At 46.4% G+C, this 25,433-nt stretch carries 16 protein-coding genes and 1 riboswitch; of the genes, 4 read left to right on the top strand and 12 right to left on the bottom strand.

The window, feature by feature from the left end:
• Positions 1-106: 106 nt before the first annotated feature.
• Positions 107-751, bottom strand: coding sequence for an SDR family oxidoreductase (locus FFM77_RS06865; RefSeq protein WP_137635027.1), 645 nt, complete (start codon positions 749-751; stop codon positions 107-109).
• Between the two features lie 553 nt (positions 752-1,304).
• Between FFM77_RS06865 and FFM77_RS06870 the strand changes: the two genes are divergently transcribed.
• Positions 1,305-1,826, top strand: a complete 522-nt coding sequence (locus FFM77_RS06870; protein WP_137635028.1) for a GNAT family N-acetyltransferase — start codon at positions 1,305-1,307, stop codon at positions 1,824-1,826.
• A 53-nt stretch (positions 1,827-1,879) separates the two neighbouring features.
• Here the strand turns inward: FFM77_RS06870 and addA are convergent, their stop codons facing one another.
• The 11 genes from addA to FFM77_RS06925 all read right to left on the bottom strand — a co-directional run bounded on the left by addA (position 1,880) and on the right by FFM77_RS06925 (position 20,337).
• Positions 1,880-5,620, bottom strand: a complete 3,741-nt coding sequence (gene addA, locus FFM77_RS06875; RefSeq protein WP_137635029.1) for a helicase-exonuclease AddAB subunit AddA — start codon at positions 5,618-5,620, stop codon at positions 1,880-1,882.
• Complete coding sequence (locus FFM77_RS06880; RefSeq protein ID WP_137635030.1) at positions 5,617-9,192, bottom strand: PD-(D/E)XK nuclease family protein; 3,576 nt, start codon at positions 9,190-9,192, stop codon at positions 5,617-5,619. The genes addA and FFM77_RS06880 overlap by 4 nt, the downstream gene beginning before the upstream one ends.
• A gap of 620 nt (positions 9,193-9,812) precedes the next feature.
• On the bottom strand, positions 9,813-10,454 hold the full coding sequence (gene pyrE, locus FFM77_RS06885) for an orotate phosphoribosyltransferase (RefSeq protein WP_137635031.1): 642 nt from the start codon (positions 10,452-10,454) through the stop codon (positions 9,813-9,815).
• Complete coding sequence (pyrF, locus tag FFM77_RS06890; protein WP_137635032.1) at positions 10,447-11,169, bottom strand: orotidine-5'-phosphate decarboxylase; 723 nt, start codon at positions 11,167-11,169, stop codon at positions 10,447-10,449. The genes pyrE and pyrF overlap by 8 nt, the downstream gene beginning before the upstream one ends.
• Positions 11,166-12,083, bottom strand: coding sequence for a dihydroorotate dehydrogenase (locus tag FFM77_RS06895; protein WP_137635033.1), 918 nt, complete (start codon positions 12,081-12,083; stop codon positions 11,166-11,168). Before FFM77_RS06895 ends, pyrF begins: the two co-directional genes overlap by 4 nt.
• A gap of 11 nt (positions 12,084-12,094) precedes the next feature.
• Complete coding sequence (gene carB / locus FFM77_RS06900) at positions 12,095-15,271, bottom strand: carbamoyl-phosphate synthase large subunit (RefSeq protein ID WP_137635034.1); 3,177 nt, start codon at positions 15,269-15,271, stop codon at positions 12,095-12,097.
• The gene (locus FFM77_RS06905) at positions 15,264-16,358 is read right to left on the bottom strand and encodes a carbamoyl phosphate synthase small subunit (protein WP_137635035.1); all 1,095 of its coding nucleotides are present in this window, start codon (positions 16,356-16,358) and stop codon (positions 15,264-15,266) included. Before FFM77_RS06905 ends, carB begins: the two co-directional genes overlap by 8 nt.
• Positions 16,355-17,647, bottom strand: a complete 1,293-nt coding sequence (locus FFM77_RS06910; protein ID WP_137635036.1) for a dihydroorotase — start codon at positions 17,645-17,647, stop codon at positions 16,355-16,357. The genes FFM77_RS06905 and FFM77_RS06910 overlap by 4 nt, the downstream gene beginning before the upstream one ends.
• Positions 17,631-18,587 (bottom strand): aspartate carbamoyltransferase catalytic subunit, encoded by a 957-nt coding sequence (locus FFM77_RS06915; RefSeq protein ID WP_137635037.1) that lies wholly within the window; start codon positions 18,585-18,587, stop codon positions 17,631-17,633. Before FFM77_RS06915 ends, FFM77_RS06910 begins: the two co-directional genes overlap by 17 nt.
• A 157-nt stretch (positions 18,588-18,744) precedes the next feature.
• Positions 18,745-19,284 carry a bifunctional pyr operon transcriptional regulator/uracil phosphoribosyltransferase PyrR gene (gene pyrR / locus FFM77_RS06920; RefSeq protein WP_137635038.1) on the bottom strand — a complete coding sequence of 180 codons (540 nt, stop codon included), beginning with the start codon at positions 19,282-19,284 and terminating at the stop codon, positions 18,745-18,747.
• Positions 19,285-19,878: 594 nt separating this feature from the next.
• Positions 19,879-20,337: a GNAT family N-acetyltransferase gene (locus tag FFM77_RS06925; RefSeq protein WP_137635039.1), complete on the bottom strand. Its 459-nt coding sequence runs from the start codon at positions 20,335-20,337 to the stop codon at positions 19,879-19,881.
• 379 nt (positions 20,338-20,716) lie between these two features.
• Between FFM77_RS06925 and FFM77_RS06930 the strand changes: the two genes are divergently transcribed.
• The 3 genes from FFM77_RS06930 to FFM77_RS06940 all read left to right on the top strand — a co-directional run bounded on the left by FFM77_RS06930 (position 20,717) and on the right by FFM77_RS06940 (position 25,377).
• Entirely contained in the window at positions 20,717-22,306 is a 1,590-nt protein-coding gene (locus FFM77_RS06930; protein ID WP_137635040.1) for a PucR family transcriptional regulator, read from the top strand.
• Positions 22,307-22,405: 99 nt separating this feature from the next.
• A riboswitch (purine riboswitch) is annotated at positions 22,406-22,504 on the top strand.
• 59 nt (positions 22,505-22,563) lie between these two features.
• On the top strand, positions 22,564-23,901 hold the full coding sequence (locus FFM77_RS06935) for a nucleobase:cation symporter-2 family protein (RefSeq protein WP_137635041.1): 1,338 nt from the start codon (positions 22,564-22,566) through the stop codon (positions 23,899-23,901).
• Between the two features lie 168 nt (positions 23,902-24,069).
• Entirely contained in the window at positions 24,070-25,377 is a 1,308-nt protein-coding gene (locus tag FFM77_RS06940) for an NCS2 family permease (protein WP_137635042.1), read from the top strand.
• Positions 25,378-25,433: the final 56 nt, after the last annotated feature.

The following is a 25,433-nucleotide window of genomic DNA, read 5'->3' on the forward strand; positions in this document are numbered from 1 at the left end:
TCATTGCCATCGGTGCTTTAGTGGCCGTCAATCGTTCTCAAAACAAAAAATGAAGTCTAAAAGATGGTCCCAGTTTAACAACGACTGGAACCATCTTTTTTAATCCTTATTTAGCTTGTTTAACTGCCGTGGCAATCGGCGTCTCACCATTAATTAACGCAATCGTCTGCCCAATTGTGGTTGGCGTGCTGAGCGCTTGCACGGCAAACGTTGCCACATCGTCACGCGTAATTTCACCGCCGACCTCTGGATTAACGGTTACTTTACCGGTTCCAGCATCGTTCACTAGCGTCCCAGGCTGTAAAATCGTGTAGTCCAACTGGGTGCGTGTCTTCAACCACTCATCTGCATAGTACTTCGCAACGTAATATGGCTTGAGACTATTTGGCCATTTAGCCCGATCAACGGTAAATTCGGCACTAATGATTTCGTAACGTTTGACCCCCGCGATTTCCGCAGCTTGCATCGACTTAACCGCCCCGTCCAAATCAATCATCAACGTCATGTCATACCCGGTCGAGCCACCGGAGCCAGCCGCAAAGACGACCGCATCCATACCTTTAAATGCCAAGGCCAATTCTGATGGTTGGTCTAACAAGTTAAAGGCTACCGGTTCCGCCCCGGCATCTTCAAAGGCTTCCGCCTGATCCGGACGCCGAATCCCGGCAAAGACCTGATCGCCTTGTGCGACTAACTTTGAAACGATTTTCTTACCGATTTGACCATGTGCACCAATTACAAATACTTTCATCGTCTTCAACTCCCACTGTTTGTTAAATCATATTATAAAGCTAATCATGTGTGCACTCTACCAATCTGTTTTACAAGTTGTCGCTAGCATCAAAACCGCCTATAATAATAACCATTCTACGTTTGGTGCTAGTTGAAATTGCCGCCTGCCGGTTGGTTCCTAAAACGCTGGAACGCCATGGGCCATTTTGAAGCCAAAACCCGGTCTTCAAAACTGGCCTTGGCCTAAGTCCGAGCAAACCACTCGCACTAAGACCAACGACACGGCTGAGCATTTTAGGAACCGACCTCTCGGCTAAATGACTGAACTGAAAATAACCAATCGTTAATTTCTTAATACTCATTATTTAACGGCGGGCGGCCCAGAATTGGCTCAGTGGTGCCGTTTATCTTGGTCGGTGATCTTCCGACTTAGATAAAGCCCGGCTTTCGAGACCGCACTTCGGCTCGAAAACGTGGCCACCACGTTCCGGCCGATTCTGGACCAACCAAAGTGGCAATTTAAACCAATTAGCATCAAGCATAACTATTCTTATAAGAGAGCTGTGATTTGAATGTCTAAATATGTTCGTGCGGCCACCAGTGCCGATCTGCCAGCCATGCTGGCCACTATCGATGCTGGTCGCCAAGCCCTAGCCGCTGATCAGATTCCGCAATGGCAAGGCACTTACCCCGCTACGCCTGATTTACAAGCCGACCTAGACGCTGACCGGGCCTGGGTTCTAATCGTCGACGGCCAAATTGCTGGTACTGCAGCCTTGCTGACGACTCCTGATCCTAACTATGCCCAAATCTATCAAGGCAGTTGGGCGCCACATACCGATGATCACTACGCCTCCATTCATCGGATTGCCATTGCCAGTGGGTTTCATGGTCAACATTTAGCAGATTTTTTCTTCAGTAACTTGATGACTATCAGTTACCAACAAGGGTTTCACCAATTACGGATTGATACACATCGTTTAAACCAACGAATGCAACACGTGATTACGAAAGCGGGCTTCACCTATCGTGGCATCGTTTATATGGCTGGCGATGCTCAAGATCAACGTAACGCCTATCAAATTTTACTTTAAGCAATCAAAAACGCGACGCTCATTTTTGAGAATCGCGTTTTTTGATGGCTTAACTAATTAACCAATACCAACTCCTGATGCACTAACGAATACAAATACTGTTGCGCAATGGGCTGTTGATACATTGACGCTAAGGCTTGCCCATATAACTTCACTTGGCCAGCGTACTTAGTCAATAAATCAGTGGCTTTAGCAACATGATCCGTCTTGTAATCGAATAAAATCAATCCTTGTTCAGTCGCCAAATACCCATCGATAATCCCATGAATCAAGATTTTGCTATATGGGTCAGCTTCAAAGCCTTTAAACAACCGCTGCGCTGGTAGTAACAGTGAAAACGGTACTTCCCGATGAACCTGGGCTGGCGCTGCCAAAATCCGTTGCCCCAGTGAACTGGCATAAAATCCAACCACCTGATCGATTTGAATCCGTTGGGCTACGGCTGGTATCAACACGTGCTTGGCTACCAAATCATCAATAGTTGCTTGAACGGTGGCAGCGGTCACTGCTTGCGTGACATCCAATTGTTCTAAGACCAAATGCGTGGCACTACCGACTTCGGCACCAGTTGGCGCTTGAATCGTCTGCAAGAACTGTGGACCGTCTAAGCGATCACTCACATAACGACTATGCACGCGAGCTTGTTGATCACTGATCGTTGGGTTCGCATTCATCAATGGTGTATCTGGATCTTCAAAGACCCGTTTCACTTCCGAAACCGATTGGTACGCAGTAGTTGTCGTGGCAACTTGTTGCGGATATTTGAAATTCAAGATGCGCGTGATTGCTTGCTGAGTCAACTCATCAACATCGATGCTGACCCCAGCTTCAACGCGTTCTAACGCAGTTGGCTGCTCATCTTCATCGGTCCCAGCAGTCTCAGTCTGACCAATCGAGGATGCATCCCCTAATTCAACAGTCAGTTTCGTCTGATCAGCCTTAAACGAATACAAAGGTCGCTCGCCATCCCAATAAGCTGCTAAATCAGGATGCCGAATCAGACTCATTCCAACCCAGTCAAGCTCACTTTTTGCAGCCGTTCTGGCTGTTGCTGGCAGTAGTCGTTGGTCATCAGTAAAGACTTGCCGCCACTGCTTACTGGCCGTGTCAATATCTTCAATCGTCCCGACTAAGTACAACTGTTGTTCTGCCCGCGTAATGGCCACGTAAAGCTTTCGCATTTCTTCAGCGCGTAATTTTTGACTAACCACTTGACGCGTGACTAGGCGTGGCAAAGTTGGATATTTGATCCGCGTTTCTGGATCAAGATACGTAATGCCAATCCCAGCTTCACGATCTAATAAAGCCGACTGACTCGTATCGGTTTGATTGAAACGTTTACTCATATCCATAATGAAGACGACCGGATATTCCAGTCCTTTACTCCCATGAATGGTCATCACGCTCACCGCTTCGGTCTCAGTCTCGGCGACCGCCTCAGCCAAATCTTGATCTTTTTCCTGCATTCGCTTGATGAACCGGACAAACTGGAACAAGCCTTTAAAGCTACCTTCTTCATACGTATGGGCCCGCTCGTATAACGCATGCAGGTTAGCTTGACGTTGCGGTCCAGCTGGCATCCCACCCACGTAATCCAAGAAACCGGTGCGCTCATAGATTCGCCAAATCAGCGTCACTAATTGGTTACGCCGCGCTAAATCACGAAATTCAGTTAATTCAGTCATAAACTGCGTTACTTTTTCATACACTGCCGCACCATAATCATCCGTTGGCACTGGCCGATTGTAAAAGTCGCGTAGTGCTTGGAAATAGTCACTCGTCTTATTTTGAATTCGTAAATAAACCAGCTGATTTTCATCTAAGCCAACCATCGGCGACCGTAACACAGCCACTAACGGAATATCCTGATACGGATTATCAATAACACTCAACATTGACATCATGATTCGAATTTCAGTCGTCTGAAAATAATTCTGGGCATCATTGACCACAATTGGAATATGCAAGCGTTTAAAGATATCAATAATTGTTAAATTATGATTCCGCGTTGGCACTAGTAGCGCCACATCGCTATAACGAAATGGCCGATACGTCTTCGTAGCCCGATCATAGATGGGCCTATCCTGCGCCTTTAATTCGAGAATCTTTTGTGCAACCATCGTAATACTACCTTCGGCGGGATCATCGATGGCAAAGCCAGCGTCATCTTCCGTATCTGCAGCTGCTTCTTTTTGTCCAGTCTGATACAGCAATAGACTCGTTGTCTGTGGCATATCAGCCGGATAGTCCTTGGGTCCATACTTCAAATACGCCGCCTGATCATACTCAATCTGACCCACAGGTGCATCCATTAGCTGACTAAAAATTAAGTTGGTTAACTGGTCCACATTCTCAACGGACCGGAAGTTTTCCGCTAAAACGATCCGGTCCCCATGTTCGGGATGCTCGCCAAAATCTTGATATTTATGCAAGAACAAGAATGGATCAGCTAGTCGGAATTGGTAGATTGATTGCTTCACATCGCCGACCATAAACATGTTGCCAGGCTTGTTTTGAGCTAGTAATTGTAGGATGGTCTCTTGCAAACTATTAATATCTTGATATTCATCGACCATCACTTCCGCAAACTGAGCTTGCAGTTGGGTTAACGCCGCCTGCCCGCTTTCATTTTCACTCGTCAAAATGGCTAAACTCAAATGTTCCAAATCATTAAAGTCCAATACATGGCGACGCCGTTTTTCTGCCGTAAAGGCTTGTTTGAAGGCTAGCGTGGCATGAACCAACTCACGTACCAAAGCCGATGCCCCCGCCATAATATCCAATACCGCTTGTTCATCACTCACAAAAACATCCACGTTTAGGGCGGTAATCTGATCGCGAACGGCCTTAACTTGACCATTAACAGCCGTGCCAATCGCAGTCCGCACCTCATCATCTTTATAGGTTTTCTTAATCGCCTTAATCTTAAAAGTCTGACAAAAGGCCCGCAACTCATTCCAGGCAATCGAATCTAATCGGCTCGTCATATCAGTCAACGTCGCCTGCGCGGCCTGCAATGCGGTCAACGTTTTCGGATCCAGATCACTATTAGTAGCTTGTTCAAGCGCTTGCGTAATCGTCGTGGTCATCTGTGTAAAGGTCGTCCGCAATTGTGGTAACAATTGTTGTTGGTAAAAATCAGACGCAGTCAGGTGATCCGTCCCCAACTCATAGCTCGCTGGCAATTGTTCCAGCCAAGCTGTCGGGTCCGGGGTTGATTGCGCAAAGTCATAAAGCCGCATAATCAAACGACTAAGACCGTCATCACTGCGGTCATTGGAGAAATTTGCCGTTAATGCCGCAAATAACTCACCATCGTCACCATACAAGTCTTCACGAACAGTATCCCAAACTTGATCACGAATCAATAACCCTTCCGTATTGTCCGTCAATAATCTAAAAACCGGGTCCAAATCAATGACATAGTAATAACGTTGAATCAGGCGTAAACAAAAGGCATCCAATGTACTGATATTGGCAACGCCCAACAGCGTCAACTGCTGACGTAGCCGCTGAACTGCTGGACTAGTTGTCGTCGCTTTCGGATTCGCTGCTAACTGGTCTGAAATCCGTTGATTAAGCTGTTTTTCCAGCTTTTGCTTCATGTGCTTAGCGGCCAAATTCGTAAAGGTCACGACTAACAATTGATCAATATTCAACCCAGCATCTAATTTGCGCATAATGCGTTCAATCAGGACCGTAGTCTTACCGGAACCAGCTGAAGCTGAAACTAATAAGTTATTACCGTGCTGATCAATCGCGGCTTGTTGACTGGCTGTAAATTGCGTACTCATGCTTGTTCATCTCCTAACTGCGCTTTAATCCGATCTAAGACTTCACTGGGTGTCAACGGCGGTAAATCGCGATAATTATTTTCTGGCAGCATCGCATCAAACGCCATAATCGCAAGATACGGTGAATATTGCAATGCCGTGGTTTTATCATTAAGTCGTACCGGATTTAAAGCCAATGCCCCGGCAAAAATCGCCTGTGCGGCATCAACAATCAATTTTCGATTATTCGCCAATAGCTGATCCAGCTCTTTTTCAGTGACTAACGGCGCCGTCTTACGACTGTGGTACTCGCCCGACTTCACCCGTGAAAATGGATAGATTTTAGAATCACCACTTTGCTTTTGTAGTTCCGTATCTAGATGCGTCAATAACTGCGGATCATCAACAATGACCCCGCGATACTTATTCGCTTTTAATAACGCATCCTCAAAGCCAGCCCGTGCATCTTTAGGTTTTAAAGTCGGATTTTGAATATGCATATACAAGGCACCCGCTAATTTCACTTTGTCGGTTCCAGCTGGAACTAACGCGTCTTCGTTAACCAGCACCGCATTTAGATAGGTCAGCATCTGCATCGCCAACCCATAATAAGCTTGTTGAAAATCAAAGCGATGTTGCGAGGATTTGTAATCGACAATTCCTAAATAGCTTTGGTCAGCAACCTGAATTCGATCTAAACGATCAATCTTTCCCCGAACATGAACACTATGCTGCGGATCAACTTGGAAATCCAAGGCTTTTAGCCCATGGTCTTTACCGACATTGCCGAATAGCAATTCCGTTTGTTGTGGCGTCGCATCCGAGCGTTGGCTCTGCTTTTGAATGGCAAAGGCAATCTGACGCACCGTATTAATTAACTGTTGCCGCAAATAGCCCATCCGATTGGAACTTGATAGAATCATAAACTGCGGCTGTTCTAGGACTTGCAACGTGACTTGATCTAATAAAGTCCCCAAGTCAGCTTGATCAATCGTTGCTAAGCTCAAATGCTGCGCTTGCAAGGCTTTGATCATCCCATCTAGGACCGCATGGAAGAATTCCCCGGTGCTGGCCGCTGACAATTCAAACACATCGCGTTCCCGCAACCGTAAGCCGTATTTTAAAAAGTACGCATATTGATTTCGATAAAACTCTTCCAGCTTTGAGATTGAGGTGTAAATCTGCTTGCCATATAACGCTTGCACACTTTTAGGTGACAATGCAACCGGCACATTGCGATAACTCAAGCTGGCTAATAATTGTTGGGCCAGCTGACCAAACTGCGGATCGGCAGTTAATTGCCGTCGCAACCAGACCCAAATTGGGGCTGGGCGTAGTGGCGCGCCCACTCGATTACGGTCTGCATTAGCGGTCAACACATCTCGATAGACTTGAACCACATGCGTAATGGTCCGCCGTTTAGACCCAATAAAAGGAGCCACTTTGGGTTGCGTCGGGTCAGGCGTTGCCAAATACGTCGCCATTGGCAAGTTAAAGTGTTGTTGAATCTGTTGAACATAATTTGATAATTTTAAATCAGCTTCCTGATCATCTTTTAATGGTGCGCTCAGGTACAACTGATCAGTCGCATTCAAGAAGGCCAAGTAGTTTAGATACCGCTCATCACCTAATTGCACCACGGCTGAGTCAGCCAAATAATGGTCACCATCCAATTGTTGCAATTCTGGTTGCAATGCATTCTTATCCACATCACTAAGGAGATCATTCGTCATAATTCGGTCTGGCATCACCAGATCCGTTGCACCAATTAACATCACAACTTTTCGATTCTGGCTCTGTTCACGGCCACTCTCGGAAATCGTGACCTGATCTAAGGTCGACGGAATCTGAGCATAGCCTGCACCTTCGAACCCGGCTTGCAAGAGCGCTAAGAAATCATCGGTCACAAACGGGCCATCACCTAGCATTGTGACAAAGTCATCAAGCATTTCACAAAAAGTCTGCCACGTCTGTTCCGGTTCACTGGCTGCCGTCATATCGCCTTGCTCAATTGCTTGGTCCCGCCAAGCTAGCAGCTGCGTATCCACCCCATGCGTCATTAAAAAGTTGACCAAAATTGTCGCCGCCGCCCGGCCATCTTTAGCTGCCGCTAACTTTTTAAAGAATGGTGGCAATAAAGTTGCGATAAAGTGATGAATCAGATTAATTTGCTTAGTAATCGCAATATTTTCGTCAGTCTCAATGCCAGCATCGCCAGCAGTAAATTGAAAGTATTGCCAATCCTCTGCTTGCGTCCAACGCCGACCACTATAACCACTCTTTAAAATAAAGTTTTCCGTTAAATCGACCGCTTGGCGATACGCTTGCCGCCCCATTGGTTGCCCATTCACTTGTGGTAACAATAATTCAGTCTTTAATAACCGCATCACATCACGGTATTGATACTGTTTCGTATTCAAATCAAAGAGCGCACTGATCAATTCTACCAGCGGATGATCCGCCATTGATCGCCGTAAATCCAAGAAATACGGAATTTCCATCGCATGAAAAATTGGGGCAATCATGGTTTGATAGCTTGCTAAATGACGGGTCACAATCAAGAAGTCACGATAGTCATAGCCCTTTTCGGCGACTAGATAACGAATCTGACGGGCGACTTGCGCCAACTCGGTCTGCCGGGTATCTGTTCGGAATAGATGCAACTCCGATTTCAACACCTCAGCAGTCGGTGATTGTTGAACCCGATCACGCCATAAATCGTCCAATGCCGCTAAGCTCGGACTTACTCGCAGCGAGGTTGCGAACTGGTCTGGCAAACACTTAATCTGACGAATCTTGGCATACTGAACCAATCGATAATAAAGGCGACCCGTCTGATAAAACAACGTTCCGTTCAACGGCGGCTTATCGGTGTAAGCCTGATCTAAAATCAAACTAATCGTTATTTCTGCCCCACGTTCCAGCATCGTTGTGATAACGCCTTGTTCCTGCGATGACAACTGTGAAAACAATTCCAAGTAAATATGCGTGCCATGCAGATCTTGCTGCTGCAAATAGTGACTTAACTGCGCCAAAACGTCCGCATTTTTTAAATATTGACCATCAGTTGCTGCCGCAAAGTCTGTATACACAATTGCTAAATCATGCAGCTTGGCTTTTAAATCACCTGCAGGGGTCTGTTCAGCCAGTTGCAGGACATCTTCTGGTGCCAAATTAGCTAATTGCAATTCATTGATCTCTTTAGCTAACTGCGTCACAAAACCAGTCTGTGAAATTTCGCCACCAAATAATCGTAATTCATCTGCGTGCGCTTGCAAGATTTTAAACAGTAACATATTAATCCCAGCCGCTGACAACCGTGGGACCTGATAGGCCGCTTCATTCTTCATCAAATACCAAGCCAAGCGAGTAAATGAAAAGATCTGCACTTGGCTTTGGGCATACAGCCCCGGCTGATTGAATGCCCGTGCTAGCCGATTTAAGACATCAACTTCGGTATCAAACTTCACATGGTTCGGGACCAAATAAAAGAATTGATCATGCGGATTGGCTTGCAAACTGGTGACTAAATTGGCCACCAACTTTTGTCGATGGTCTCGCTTAGCGGCACCCAAAATAAACTGTAGACTCACACTAGTTCCTCCTCTTCAGCTGAACAAACGTTCTGATTTCGATACTTAATTATCGCATACTTAAAGTCGCAAAAAAAGAGCGCCAACTGGAAAGTCGCACCCTTTACAATAACTTTATATTTCAATTTTTACCGCTTCGAATTGTCACGTTAGTTGCTTTTTTAGTCCCCGTCAGGCAACTAATTATCTGAAAACCTAATCGTTACAATGAGCATGCTTGGTGCTAGTTAAAATTGTCGCCTGCCGGTTGGTTTCTAAAACACTGGAACGCCATGGGTTATTTTGAAGCCAAAGTCCGGTCTACAAAGTTGACCTTGCCCTAAGTCCGAGCAGACTACTCGTACAAAGGCCAACGACACGGCTGAGCATTTTAGCAACCAACGGCTCGGCTAAATTTATGGTCGATAATAGATAGTCATTAATTCCCGTTAATTAACGACGGGCGGGTCAGAATTGGCTCAGTGGTGTCGTTTATCTTAGTCGGTGCTTTGCCGGCTTAGATAAAGCCCGGCTTGGAAGACCGAACTTTGGCTTCCAAACGCGGCCACCACGTTCCAGCCAGTTCTGGCCCAACCAGAGTGGCAAATTTAAGCTGACTACTACTAGAGCTATTTCAATGATTATCTGTGTTGTTGACCCCAAGTCGCTGGATTCTGTCGCCAAGCATGTAAGGACGCCAAGTCGGCATCGTTAATGTAGTCAGCTTGCCGGGCCACTTCAATTAAAGTCGAGTAATTCGATAAACTGAATAGTGGTAACTTGGCCGCTGCAAAGTTCGTCGTGGCTGCCGCTAATTGATAGCTGAAGACGGACCCAACTGCCAGAATATCACCACCTGCAGCTTGGACTGCTTTGGCCGCTTGCAACACGCTGCCACCAGTTGAAATCAAGTCATCTAACATCACCACTTTTTGCCCTGGCTTTAAGACGCCTTCGATTTGACGACCAGCCCCATGATCCTTTGGTTTCGAGCGGACATAAATCAAAGGCAAATCTAATAATTCAGCGACCCAAGCTGCATGCGGAATTCCCGCTGTAGCCACGCCAGCAATGACTGCTGTCGTTGGATATTGCTCACGAATAATAGCCGCAATCCCGTTCGCGATATCACGTCGAACTTGTGGATATGAAATTGTTAAACGATTATCTGTATAGATGGGACTGTGAATCCCGCTGGCCCAAGTAAACGGTTCATTCGGTCGTAAAGTGACTGCTTCAATCGATAATAAATCTTTCGCAATTGTTGCTGCAATTTCAGTCATTAGCGTTACTCCATTCTTTGACAATTTCAGTATAGGCAGCGACTGGATCATTAGCTTGGGTAATTGGTCGGCCAACGACTAAGCCATTACTACCGGCTTGGGCGGCCGCTGTAGGCGTCATCACCCGTTGTTGGTCATCAGTTGCCGCCGACAATGGCCGAATGCCCGGCGTAATTCCAAGAAAGTCCGCCCCCACCGCCTGGTGAATAGCGGCGACCTCTTGCGCTGAACAAATCACGCCATCACAATCACTAGCTTGCGCTAACTGGGCGTAATGGACGACGCTGGCCTGCACACTACCCGGAATCTGCTGATCCGTATTTAACATGGCTTGATCCGTTGACGTTAACTGGGTAATCGCCAGTAATTTAGGTGCTGGCAAACTGGCTGCGGTTGCACCAGCCACCAAGCCACGTTTGGCCGCAGCCAACATGACGTGACCACCGGCGGCATGTACCGTTGTGTAGCGAACGCCTAATCGACCGATAACACGCATCGCTGATTCAACCGTATTCGGAATATCATGTAATTTTAAATCTAAGAAGACTGCATGGCCCCGCGCCTGTACCGCTTTAACAATCGCGGGTCCAGCCGCATAAAATAGTTCCATCCCAATCTTAACAGTGACCGGAGTCGTCTGTGGAAATTGATCCAGAAACGTTAATGCTTGGTCGCTGGTTGGAAAGTCCAAGGCAATAATGACTGGTCGACTCATCCTTGCACCTCCGTAATTAATTGTTGCAAACTAGTAATCCCATATTTATCCATTTCGGCTGGTAGCCCGGTAATAATATCGGTACAAGCAGTCGGATTACCGTAAGTCGCGGCGCCGACTTCGACCGCATTGGCACCGGCTAAGTAGAATTCCAACACGTCCGCCGGGGTGAAGACCCCGCCGACGCCAATAATGGGCAGCTTAGTCTGCTGCCGGACTTGATGAATCATCCGAACCGCTAACGGATGGATGGCTTTACCGGATAGACCGCCCGTGCCATGCGCCAAGATTGGCTGCCGTGTCTTTAAATCAATGCCCATTCCAGTTAACGTATTAATCATCGTTAACCCCGCTGCACCACCAGCTTCCGCAGCCGCGGCAATCGGAACAATATCAGTCACATTGGGCGTTAACTTCATAAAGACTGGCTTATCAACGGCCATCACGATCTCACGCGTTAAGTTCTCCACCATCGCAGGATCCGTTCCAAAAGCCAATCCGCCTTTTTCAACATTCGGACAAGAGATATTGATTTCTAATAAGTTAACATTGGGAGCGGTCGCCATTTGAGTCGCGACCGTGACATATTCATCAAAAGTGGTGCCCGCGACACTACCCACAATCGGTAATTCTGGATAATTCGTCGCTAACCATGGTAACTTATCTGCTAAAACCACATCGATGCCAGGATTCTTCAACCCGATGGCATTCAACCACCCGGCCGTGGTCGCCGCCGTCGTAGGCCGCGGATTGCCGACTTTGGGAGCCGCAGTCGTCGATTTGATGACCAAGCCACCTAACGCACTTAAATCTAATTGTTGGGCCATTTGTTGCCCATAAGCTGCCGTGCCGCTCGCTGGCATGACGGGATTTTGTAACGTCACCCCTGCTAATTCAACCGTTAACCGTCCCATACTTGACCCTCCTACAATGCTTGTGTGACAAACGACTGTGATTCTAAGACTTGTAAAATTGCGGCGACCGTATCAAGCGCCGTAAATAATGGCACGCCATGAGCAATCGAGGTATTTCGAATCAAAGTACCATCATCGGCCGCTTGTTCTTCATCTGAAACCGTATTGATGACCACTTGAACTTGTCCGGCTTCCATCTGATGTAGCAAATCATGTTCGCCGGCGTCAATCTTATCGACCACTTGCACATCCAATGCATGTTGCGTCAAATAAGTCGCCGTCCCGCTCGTCGCCATTAACTGATAGCCAAGTGCGTGGAACCGTTGCGCCAGCTTTAACGCTTCCGGCTTATCATCATCCCGCACCGTAATTAACACATTACCATGCGCTGGTACGTGTAATTTAGCTGCTTCAAACGCTTTATAAAGTGCTTTAGCCATCGTTTGATCACTGCCCATGACTTCCCCAGTTGACTTCATTTCTGGTCCTAACAAACTGTCAACTCGATTCAACTTCGAGAAGGAGAAGACGGGCGCTTTCACATGAACTAATGGCCCAGCCTTAACTAAGCCCGTCTGATAACCTTGGTCACTTAACGATTGACCTAAGATAACCCGGGTGGCAACTTGCGCCATGGGAATCCCAGTGACTTTACTTAAGAATGGCACCGTCCGGCTCGCCCGTGGATTAACTTCAATCACATAGACTTGTTCTTCATGAATGACGAATTGAATATTCATCATCCCGATACAATTCAAGGCAATCGCCAATTGTTCCGTATAATCAACAATCTTTTGTTGAACATTGGTCGATAGCGATTGTGGCGGGTACACCGCCATTGAATCACCCGAGTGAACTCCCGCGCGTTCAATATGTTCCATAATGCCTGGAATAACGACCGTTTTACCGTCACAGATGGCATCGACTTCACATTCCTTACCCACTAAATAGCTATCGATTAACACCGGATGGTCATGTGAAACTTTAACAGCATTGTGCATGTAATAATCTAAGTCGGCCGGTTGCTTCACGATTTCCATGGCACGGCCACCCAAGACATAACTTGGCCGGACTAAGACCGGATAACCGATCTTGTCAGCAATTCGCATCGCCGTAGCTTCATCGCTAGCCGTATCACCAGCGGGTTGTGGAATTTGTAACTGTTTGATAACTTTATCGAATTCATCACGATCTTCAGCGCGGTCGACATCAGTCACACTCGTCCCGAGGATCTTGACACCATGGGCCGCTAACGGTGCCGCTAAGTTAATTGCCGTTTGACCACCGAACTGTACGATGACCCCCATCGGCTGTTCCAAATCAATCACATTCATGACATCTTCAATCGTCAATGGCTCAAAGTAAAGCTTGTCAGAAATTGAGAAGTCCGTTGAGACCGTTTCTGGATTACTATTCATGATAATGGCTTCGTAACCCGCCTTTTGAATCGCTTTAACCGAATGCACGGTGGCGTAATCAAATTCAACCCCTTGTCCAATCCGAATCGGCCCAGAACCTAAAACTAATACGGATGGACGATCACTAACCACACTTTCATTTTCCGTCTCATACGTTCCGTAATAATACGGCGTGGTCGAAGCGAACTCGCCAGCACAGGTATCGACCATCTTATAGACTGGCGTCAACTGATGTTGCTGCCGGAAGTGACGCACCTCATCAATGGTTTCATCCCAGAATTCAGCGATGGTTTGATCCGCAAAACCGTTCCGTTTAGCCGTGGTTAGCAAGTCTAAATCATCAACGTGAGTCTTGAGCGCCGTTTCAATTTCGATTAAATGTAATAACTTATCCAAGAAGAACACATTAATCTTCGTGATTTCGGCTAGTTCTTCAATCGTAAAGCCGCGCCGGATCGCTTCCGCTAAGTAGAAGAGGCGGTCGTCTTGGGCATGAATCAGCTTGTCGCTCAAGGTATCATCATCAACTTGTGCCAACGCCGGTTCATCAATATAAGTCACCCCAATTTCGAGTGACCGGACCGCTTTTAACGTGGCTTCTTCGATATTGCGCCCAATCGCCATTACTTCACCGGTCGCCTTCATCTGGGTTCCTAAACGACGATCGGCATGGGTGAACTTGTCAAATGGCCAGCGTGGAATCTTGCAAACAACATAATCTAAGGCTGGTTCAAATTCAGCGTAAGTCGTGCCGGTCACTGGGTTTTTAATCTCATCCAGATGCAATCCAACCGCAATCTTAGCCGCCATCTTGGCAATCGGATAACCAGTCGCTTTAGAAGCTAAGGCTGATGATCGACTGACCCGCGGATTAACTTCAATAATATAATAGTTGAAACTATTCGGATCTAAAGCTAACTGTACGTTACAGCCACCTTCAATTTTCAAAGCACGAATAATCTTTAAAGCAGCGTCGCGTAGCATTTGGACTTCGCGATCCGCTAACGTTTGGACCGGCGCATAGACGATTGAATCCCCTGTATGAATCCCCACCGGGTCGAAGTTTTCCATGTTGCAAACGACCATCGCATTATCAGCGGCATCGCGCATCACTTCAAATTCGATTTCTTTATAGCCGGCAATACTTTGTTCAATCAAGACTTGGGTCACTGGTGACAAAGCCAAGCCATTCTCCGCAATCGTCCGTAATTCCTTAGCTGTCTCAGCAATTCCGCCGCCGGTGCCGCCCATGGTAAAGGCGGGCCGCACGATCACTGGATAACCAGTCTTTTCGGCAAAGGCTAAGGCTTCTTCGGTCGTATGAGCGATTCCAGAAGCGGGCACTGGTTCACCAAGCTTTTCCATTAAGTCTTTAAATTGCTCCCGATCTTCCGCCTGGTCAATGGCACTTAACTTTGTCCCAAGTAGTTCTATCTTTAATTCTTTTAAGATACCTGAATCGGCTAATTCCATCGCCATGTTCAAGCCTTGTTGCCCACCTAATGTTGGTAAAATGGCATCAGGATGTTCTTTACGCAGAATCTGCGACACAAATTCTAACGTAATAGGTTCTAAATATACTTGATCGGCGATTTCTTTATCGGTCATGATTGTCGCGGGATTCGAATTGACCAGGACCACTTCATAGCCTAACTCTTTGAGGGCTAAGCAAGCTTGGGTCCCGGAATAATCAAATTCGGCCGCCTGACCAATGATAATGGGACCAGAACCGATGACCATGATTTTATGAATATCTGTGCGTTTAGGCATTGAAGTGGCTTCCTTTCCGGGCGACTTGGTGGGCCGCCATTAAGTCAATGAATTCGTCAAAAATATGATCCGCATCGTGAGGACCTGGCGCCGCATCTGGATGATATTGCACCGAGAAAGCTGGGTAGTTGCGGTGCCGAACCCCTTCGACCGTGCCATCATTAATTTCTTCATGAGTGATCATCAAGTCCGTCTTCGCGAGCGACTCACGATCAACAGCGTAGCCATGATTTTGTGAGGTAAAGTCAATCCGACCAGTCGCAATTTCACGGACTGGATGGTTGAAACCACGATGACCAAACTTCATCTTAAAAGTATCGGCGCCATTAGCTAGTGAGAAGAGTTGATGACCGAGACAAATCCCGAATAACGGCACCTGTTGTTCAACTTCACGAATCATCGTTAAGGCCTCTGGCACATCTTTGGGATCACCAGGGCCATTTGTTAACATCACGCCATCTGGATTTAAAGCCAAGATTTGGCCCGCCGTGGCATTGTATGGCAAGACGGTCACGTTACATTGACGCTTAGCCAATTCGCGCAAGATAGAATGTTTCAAGCCGAAATCTACGACGACCACATTGGGGCCAGTTGCTGGATTAGGATAAGCATTCGTGGTTGAGCTTTCTGCGACGACCGCCGGATTTAAGACTGTCGCCTGTAGCTGACTCACTGTATCCGGCTTAACTTCATCAACAATCGTCGCTTTGAGTGCGCCCTTGGTCCGAATATGTTTCGTCACTGCCCGCGTATCGATATCGGCGATGCCCGGAATCTGATTTTGCTTCAAATAATCATCTAAGGACATCTCACTACGCCAATTACTGGCGCGCCGAGCTAATTCGTGCACGACGACCCCTTTACAAGTCGGCGTAATCGATTCATGATCATCACGATTGATGCCGTAATTACCGATTAATGGATACGTAAACATCAAGATTTCACCGTTATAAGATTGATCAGTAATGGATTCTTGGTAGCCGCTCATTCCGGTGCTGAACACCAATTCGCCAACTGCAACGCTGCTGGCACCAAAGGCCGTGCCGGGATAAATCGTGCCATCTGCTAAGACTAAATATCGTTTCATGCGTGCTGATCCTTTCCGTAGACGACTTGGCCGTCAACTAGCGTCATTAAGACATTGCCGTACACTTGCCAACCAACAAACGGCGAGTTATGCCCTTTTGATAACATCTGATTAGCTTTGATTTCATAAGGATGGGTTATATCTAAAATAGTTAAATCTGCGGGGACACCAACTTTTAACTGACCAGCTCCGGTTAACCCGAACAATTCAGCCGGCCGCGTACTCATTAAAGCGACCAATTGACTCAAGGTTAACAAGCGCGTTTTGACTAAAGTCGTATAAAGGGTGGCAAAGGCTGTTTCCAAGCCAGTAATCCCAAAAGCAGCCGTCCGCATTGAGCCCACTTTTTGGGCATCGGTATGAGGCGCATGGTCAGTCGCAATCATATCAATCGTGCCATCCAACAATCCAGCAATTAACGCGGCACGGTCTTTGGGCGACCGCAATGGCGGGTTCATCTTCAACATCGGATTGTCCATCGTGATATCTTCATCCGTTAATAACAAATGATGGGGTGACACTTCACAAGTCACGTTAATCCCAGCCCGTTTGGCATCGCGAACAACCCGGACGCTTTCAGCCGTTGAAATATGACAAACATGATAATGGACCCCACTGGCTTCAGCCAGTAACACATCACGCGCAATTTGGGCGGATTCAGAGATACCAGGAATTCCTGGCAAGCCTAACTTATCGGCAACCGGGCCGGCATTCATGACCCCATCCAGCTTCAAAGATTCGTCTTCAACATGCGCGGCCAGTGGCAACCCCGCTTTAGCCGCGCCGCACATTGCCTGATACATCGTCCCAGCCGTTTGGACGCCCGAACCATCGTTACTGACAGCAAAGGCCCCGGCTTGTTTGACACCCTCAAAATCAACCAGTTCATCGCCGGTGCGATTTTTCGTGATGCTGGCATATTGAGCCACATGGACATGCGCTTTTTGCGTATTTTCAGCAACCATCAAAGCGACCTTGGCCGGCGTATCGGGAACTGGTTCAACGTTTGGCATCGCACCAACCGTCGTAAACCCACCGTGCGCTGCTGCCATCGTCCCCGTATCGATGGTTTCTTTATCCGTCAATCCAGGTTCACGTAAATGCACATGCACATCGACTAGACCAGGAATAACCACATGCTGATCGGCACAAATTACTTGATCAGCGGCCCCGTATTGCTGGTTCAAGTCATGCCCAATAGCCTTAATTCGACCAGCTTGAATTAAAATGTCTTGTGGCGTTAATTGCCCAGCTTGTAGGACCTGAGCGGCTTTAATTAAAGTTGACATGGGCGACCTCCTCGATTGGCTTAGCGTCTAATAGCCCTTTTTGCACCAGTAATTGGGCAATCATGGCCATCCGAATATACATCCCGTTCGTCATTTGTTGAAAGATCCGCGATTGCGGCGCATCCACCAAATCACTGGCAATTTCGACACCGCGATTGACTGGCGCCGGATGCATGATAATGGCTTGGGCTGGCATCTTAGCTGCACGCGCTTCTGTTAACCCGTACTGTTGATGATAGCTAGCCGCATCAAACGTCGCGTCTTTATCAGCCGTCAATCGCTCATGCTGGACCCGCAGTAACATCATGACATCCATCTCACCGACTAACTCATCAATAGGCCGATAATCACCATACTTAGCAAAGTCCGCATTGAACCAAGCTTTAGGCCCACTGAAGTAAACGGTCGCACCTAATTGCGTCAACAACATCATATTGGAACGTGCCACGCGTGAATGCTGCAAATCACCGACAATTGCTATCTTCAACCCGTCAAAATGACCGAATTCTTCATAAATCGTCAACATATCTAGTAAGGATTGCGAAGGGTGCTGCCCGCTACCATCGCCAGCATTGATCAAGCTCATGTCCAGTCCCGCTTCAATCAACGGTTGGTAATATTGATCATGGGGATGCCGAATCACAGCTAGATCCACCCCGATGGCTTGAATCGTTTTTAAAGTATCCAGTAAGCTCTCACCCTTAGTCACGGAACTCGTCTTCGGGTCAAAGGGAATCACTTGCATTCCCAGTTGCCGTTCTGCCATCTCAAAGCTGGTATGCGTTCGGGTACTGTTCTCAAAAAATAAATTCATCGCATACGCCGGTCGCTTTAGCGTGACCGTCAAGCCCTGCTTAAAAGCTTGGGCCAAGTGGATATAATGGGTGACATCGGCGTTACTGAACTGATCAACACTGACTAAATAATTCGTGGTTTGCATGCTCTTTTGCCGTCTCCTTCTGTTTTTTTCCAAAGAAAAAAGTCTAGCTCCTGCAAAATTGCTTGCAAAGAGGCTAGACTCCGATTAAAACGGCCACGCATGGCCAAACCGTTTCGTTCCTCTCTGGAAACAATTAAATGGTTAAAGATTCAATTTATCACTCTAATTTTTCAATACTAATCCCGTCGTGACCATCATGTTCTTCTAAGGCCACGGCAACTTGTTCATCTAATGCAGTTGGAATATTCTTCCCAATAAAGTCTGGGCGAATCGGTAATTCACGGTGACCGCGATCAACTAATACCGCGAGCGAAATCTTCGCTGGCCGACCTTGATCCATCAAAGCATCTAAGGCAGCTCGCACTGTCCGACCGGTAAATAACACGTCATCGACTAAAATAATATGCTTGCCATTAATATCGACTGGAATTTCAGCGCCGTTTAACTCCGCTTGGCCCTCAACATCGATTGCATGGTGATCATCACGATATAATGTAATATCGAGCGACCCAACTGGCACATCGACGCCTTCTAACTGCTTCAACCGTTGTGCTAAACGTTGGGCCAAATAAATGCCTCGGGTTTTGATCCCGATAAAGACCAAATTGCCGACCCCTTTATTCTGTTCGATAATTTCATAAGTGATCCGCGTTAATGCGCGGCGCATTGTCATTGCATCGACGACTTCACGTGCCATGCTAGTCAGCTCCATTTCTGTTTGATTGACCACCTGGGGATGCAAAAAAAGTCCCCCCGTTTTTCCTGCGAAAAAGCGTGGGAGACTCCTAGTTACCGTTCCCCTTGTTAGCCTCACAGGACTAATTTAAAGGTGCTTGTTTAATTGCAATAAGTGTAACTAAATGCTGCCCGCGTGTCAAGCCAAATTCCGATTCAACTGACAATTATATGGAATCAATGGTTATACGGTTAATTTATCCCTAATTGCTGCGATCGACTATCAAGATTCGGTTAAGTTCTTGTAAAGATAAAACTGCCACTCTGGTTGGCCCAAAATCGGCTGGAACGTGGTGGCCACGTTTGGAAGCCAAAGAACGGTTTTCCAAGCCGGGCTTTATCTAAGTCGGAAAACCACCGACTAAGATAAACGACACCACTGAGCCAATTCTGGGCCGCCCGTCGTTAAATAGCCTACTTACTTTAAAACAACCGTCACTTATGATTAATAGCCACGATACCTCACGCTTAGTTAACCTATATAGCTAACTAATGTTTTTTGTGACGATAACAAAGACTAAGCAACACTAACGGTAGAACAACTAACAATGCTCAGTTAAACGCCCCGCACCATCAAATAATTAGTCAGTTGGCAACCATCTCGTTCAACTTGCTGCGCATGTATGACGCGAAAATTTTGGCGTTCAAAAAATGGCCGCGCGGTAATCGACGCTGCCGTCGTATACGTTTTAACCGACACGGCCGCAATCAGCCCATCGACTAACGCCGTTGCCACCCCTTGACGTTGATAAGCTGGCTGAACATATAACCGATCCAAATAGCCAGCATCACTCATATCTGCGAAACCCACAAGCTGCTCATCTTGAATAGCCACGAGCGTTACATGTGCCAATAACGATTGTTGCCAGGCTGTCAACGTCACCTGATCATCATTCCCAATCCAAGCCGCCAATTGTTCAGCCGAATAATCACGCGCATTCGTAACCCGTATCGTGTGTTTGAATAGGGCTCGAATTGCTGGAAAATCAGTTGACATATACTTTCGAATAAACATTTTAATTTACCTCTATCAATTAACGACAACTACATGCATCCATTAGCATACCTGATACCAGCACCATTTTCTATTTAACCGTTAATTAACGCCGGACGGCTCAGAATTGGCTCAGTGGTGTCGTTTCACTTAGTCGGTGCTTTTCCGACTTAGTGAAAGCCCGGCTTTTGAGACCGCCCTATGGCTCAAAAACGTGGTCACCACGTTCCAGCCAATTCTGGGCCAACCAGAGTGGCACCTTAACCACCAACTAGATTTTTATCTCAAAAAACAAATCATTTCATTTTATTTTAATCTATTTTTCATTTAATTATAGTCAAACTGCCAAATTATCGGTATACTACTTGTGAAAGATAACCAAATATTAGGGGGACATTCCATGCGTTTACAAACATTATTACAAACACCGACACTGCAACACATGCGGGTAATTGCGGGTGAACGCGGTCTCAATCGGGAAATCAACAACATTGGGATGATCGAATCACCCGATATCGCGGACTTTTTAAAAGCCCATCAATTTTTAATTACGAATGGCTTTCCCTTCAGCAACGAGACGACTGATCCTAAAGCGCTCATTAAAGCAATGCAACAAGCAAACTGTGCTGGTCTCGGCGTGAAGGATCAACGTTATATCGATCACGTTCCCAGTGACGTACTCGCGTTGGCCGACAAACTCGATTTCCCCATTATCGTGACTCCCGCTGACGAATTAATTTCGGAAACGATGCGCAACATGCTGACGATTATTTTAAAATCGCAAACGGATGAACTCAGCCGAATCGTGCAGGTAAATCAAACTTTGGCTGACCTGCTCCTAAAGGATCCATCGCATGCCACGGTTTTAAACAAATGTACCGAATTAATTGGACATCCACTCTTTCTTATGGATAGTCATTTTCGGGTTGTCAGTGCCGCCCAAAATCTTCCCATGACACGGGCGAGCTTGACGGACTTCCTACGTAACCAAACTCAGATTGACTATTTCAATCTACATACTCGGCTCACAGTACCTTATAACCAGACCCAGCTCACGATTATTCCCTTATTTTCAGCTTACAAAGAAAATAAGGCCTTTGTGGGTGTTTTAGACTTGGATCCAAAGAATTCAACTGATCAAATGTTGGCGCAAGTCGTCATCAACACCCTAAGTTTTGTTAACAGTCGAGTCGACATGTTGAACGAATCAGCCTTTCGTAATCAAAGTGGCTTCTACTTAAATGTGATGGATGGCGGCATCTCTAATGAGTTAGTCAATAAGACCTTAAAAGCCCGCGGCACCGAACCCACGACCAAATTTCACTGTGCGACCATTTTAGTGACCACTCATCATCAGGCTCTGCTCAGTAACCATTTACTCGAACAAGTCCAACAACTGACACTATGGTTTATTAAGGAATATCAAGCTTCCGTCATCGCCTTTTCATTAAAACAACAACTCGTCTTATTAATCAACGATGACCAAAATGCACAAGATTTCTTAACCGCACTCGTGAACTTTATTCAACCAAAATTGGATAAACAAGCCCGCTTAATTGCTGGTTACAGCTATTCGACCTTACCGTTAACCGAACTTGCAACTATTTATAACGAAGCGGCCGAAGCGTTAGCGCTCAGCAAGAATAGTCCACATGCCGTCACAATTTATCGACCAAAATACGTCAAAGAATTGATTTCGCTGATTCCGGATAATGAAGCCAAGTCATTCGTTGAACGGGTCTTAGGCGGCTTAGTCGGTGGCGTTAGTGCCAATGAACAACTCAATTTGCTCAATACGTTGTACGGCTATTTCTATTACCACCAAAATATCGCGGAAGTGGCTGGTCACCTCGCCATTCACCGTAACACCGTGATTTACCGTCTGAAAAAGATTGAAAAAATGCTCACACTCAACCTGGATGACCCCGAACAAACACAAACGCTCGAAATGGCCGTTTTGTTGTGGCATAACCAGCAGCTACAAAAGTGAACGTTTACATTCCTAGTTTTGCTAAAATTCATGTTTTTACGAACATTATTTTGTCCGGTTCTAATTGTATTCGGTTTTCATCTATGTTAAAATTATCCCATTCAAATACGAGTAATTGCCTATATAATGTCATGATATGGATGACGAGTTTCTACCCAGCGCCGTAAACGCTGGACTATAAGCAGACGAGACCATCCCGTTTGCCGGGGTGGTCTCTTTTTTCAGGCATATTCGCAGAATTGAGGAGGACGATTTTTTTGAAGGAAGTAACGCGTACACCAAAAATCTCCAACGTCAAAGCGGCGATTTTAGGGTTTCAGCACTTATTAGCCATGTATTCTGGCGATGTCTTGGTCCCCTTATTAATTGGGGCAGCCTTGCATTTTAGCCAACAACAGATGACTTACTTAGTTTCAATCGATATTTTCATGTGTGGGATTGCCACATTCTTACAATTAAAGCGCACGCCGATGACCGGGATTGGATTACCGGTCGTTCTAGGGTGTGCCGTGCAGGCTGTTAATCCGCTGATTCAAATCGGAAAAACTTACGGCCTAGGCACCATGTATGGCTCAATTATTGGCGCCGGTATTTTTATCTTTTTAATTGCTGGCCTTTTCTCTAAGATTAAAAGTCTCTTTCCGCCCGTTGTTACCGGGTCATTGATTACCATTATCGGTTTCACATTAATTCCAGTCGCCTTTGAAAACTTAGGCGGTGGGAATGCCAGTGCTAAGGACTTTGGTAGTTTACCTGCGTTAGGCATTGGCTTTCTAACTATTGCCATTATTTTATTGATTAACGTTTTCGCCAAGGGCTTTATGAAGTCAGTCGCCATCTTAATCGGGATTCTAGCCGGAACTTTATTAGCTGGGGCTTTTGGTATGGTTTCCTTAGCACCGGTCGCAGCAGCTAGCTGGTTCCACTTACCGACCCTCTTTTACTTTGGCACGCCGAAGTTTGAATGGTCATCGATCTTGACCATGATTCTAGTGTCACTCACCACGATGGTTGAATCAACTGGAGTCTTCTTCGCACTAGGTGATATCACTGGTCGTAAGATTGAAAGTGACGACTTAAAACGCGGCTACCGGTCAGAAGGGATTGCGGTTATTTTAGGTGGTTTGTTTAACACCTTTCCTTACTCAACCTTCTCCGAAAATGTCGGCGTCCTACAATTATCCGGCGTTAAAACCCGTAAACCGATTTACTTTTCAGCCGCTTTTTTAATCGTCTTGGGCTTACTCCCTAAGATTGGCGCCCTCGCCACGGTTATTCCCGACCCTGTTTTAGGCGGTGCTATGGTCGTGATGTTCGGAATTGTCGGCATTCAAGGGATTCGGATGCTCGCCCAAGTTGACTTCCGTAACAATAATAATTTGTTAGTCTCAGCCGTTTCCATTGGGTTAGGCTTGGGGGTCACGGTTCAAACCAACATCTTCCAATTCTTACCTGGCGCCTTACAAATCATGCTCAGCAATGGCGTGGTCGTTGGCAGCTTAGCAGCAGTACTCTTAAACCTACTCTTTAATCGCCATACAGTCGAGAAGACCGTTGACGAAGAATCAGTCGGACTAAACGAAACCGAAAATTAAATTAATTATGATTAAAAGTCACCGGTCTGGTCGCATTACTGCTGCCAGGCCGGTTTTTTTGATTGCTGTTTAATTGTAGACAACTAAAAAAATTTCCACCGCAAAAACCAGTATGTTATACTGAATAATTGTTGAATTGTTAACTTTTTATTATGTTGGGAGCGGGACATTATTATTGAGCATTTATTTCAGTTAAAGCAGCGCCGGACATCTATCCGGGCTGAACTCGTGGGTGGGTTAACAACCTTCTTAGCGATGTCATATATTTTAGCCGTTAATCCCGAACTATTGGGAAGTGCTGGGATGGATAAGCGAGCGGTCTTCACAGCCACCGTTTTAGCAGCTATTGTCGGTTGCCTGTTGATGGGATTAATCGCTAACTTTCCAGTTGCCCTGGCCCCTGGGATGGGTCTGAATGCCTTCTTCACCTACACAGTCGTACAAGAATGGCACATTCCATGGCAAACAGCCCTAGCTGGGGTCTTTGTAGCCGGGTTATTATTTATCTTATTAACATTATCCAAGCTACGTGATACCTTGATTAACTTAATCCCCAGTGCCTTAAAATATGCCGTTTCAGCTGGGATTGGCCTCTTTATTGCCTTTTCCGGATTACAAACGTCTGGGATTATTGTTGCTAACAAGTCCAATGCCGTGGCTTTGGGTAACTTGCACAGTCCAACCGTTTTGTTGGCTATCTTTGGGATTATCATCGGTGTCATCTTAGTAACGGCTAACGTTACCGGGGGCATTTTCTGGGGCATGTTTATTACCGCGGCTGTTGGGATGATTTTCCAAGTCATTCCGTTACCTACTGGGATCGTTAGTGGCGTGCCTAGTGTTCAACCAATTTTCGGTCAAGCGCTAACGCACATAACTGACATTAACTCATTTCAAATGATTATCGTCATTTTAACCTTCTTTATCATCGGCTTGTTCGATACCTCGGGTACGTTGGTCGGGGTAGCGACGGAAGCTGGGATGGTTAATCACGACACTGGTGAAGTCAAAGGCGTCGGTAAGGCCTTATTCAGTGGTGCGTTAGCGACAACTATTGGTGCAATCTTTGGGACCTCACCAACGACGGCTTACGTTGAATCCACGTCTGGCGTCGCAGTTGGCGCACGGACCGGCTTATCATCGGTCGTGGCAGCTATTTTATTCGCCATTGCCGCTTTCTTCTCACCGGTACTAACCGTGATTACCTCGGCTGTAACGGCTTCAGCCTTGATTATCGTCGGAATTTTGATGTTATCAAATGTCCAATATATTGACTGGACGAAGTTTGAAATCGCCGTGCCTGCCTTCTTTACCATGATTATGATGCTGTTAACTTACAGTATCTCAGAAGGGTTAGCAGTCGGTTTCATCTTCTATCCAATCACGATGACGGTCAAAGGTCGCTGGCGTGAAGTCAACGCCTTAATGTGGGCCATGATGATCATCTTCATTCTTTACTTTGCGTTTGTCGCTTAATAGACCAGAAAAAGTGCGTCGATCAACATCCAAATTCACGGATGCTGATCGACGCA

Source organism: Lactiplantibacillus songbeiensis (assembly GCF_005405125.1).
In the GTDB taxonomy this organism is placed as follows: domain Bacteria; phylum Bacillota; class Bacilli; order Lactobacillales; family Lactobacillaceae; genus Lactiplantibacillus; species Lactiplantibacillus songbeiensis.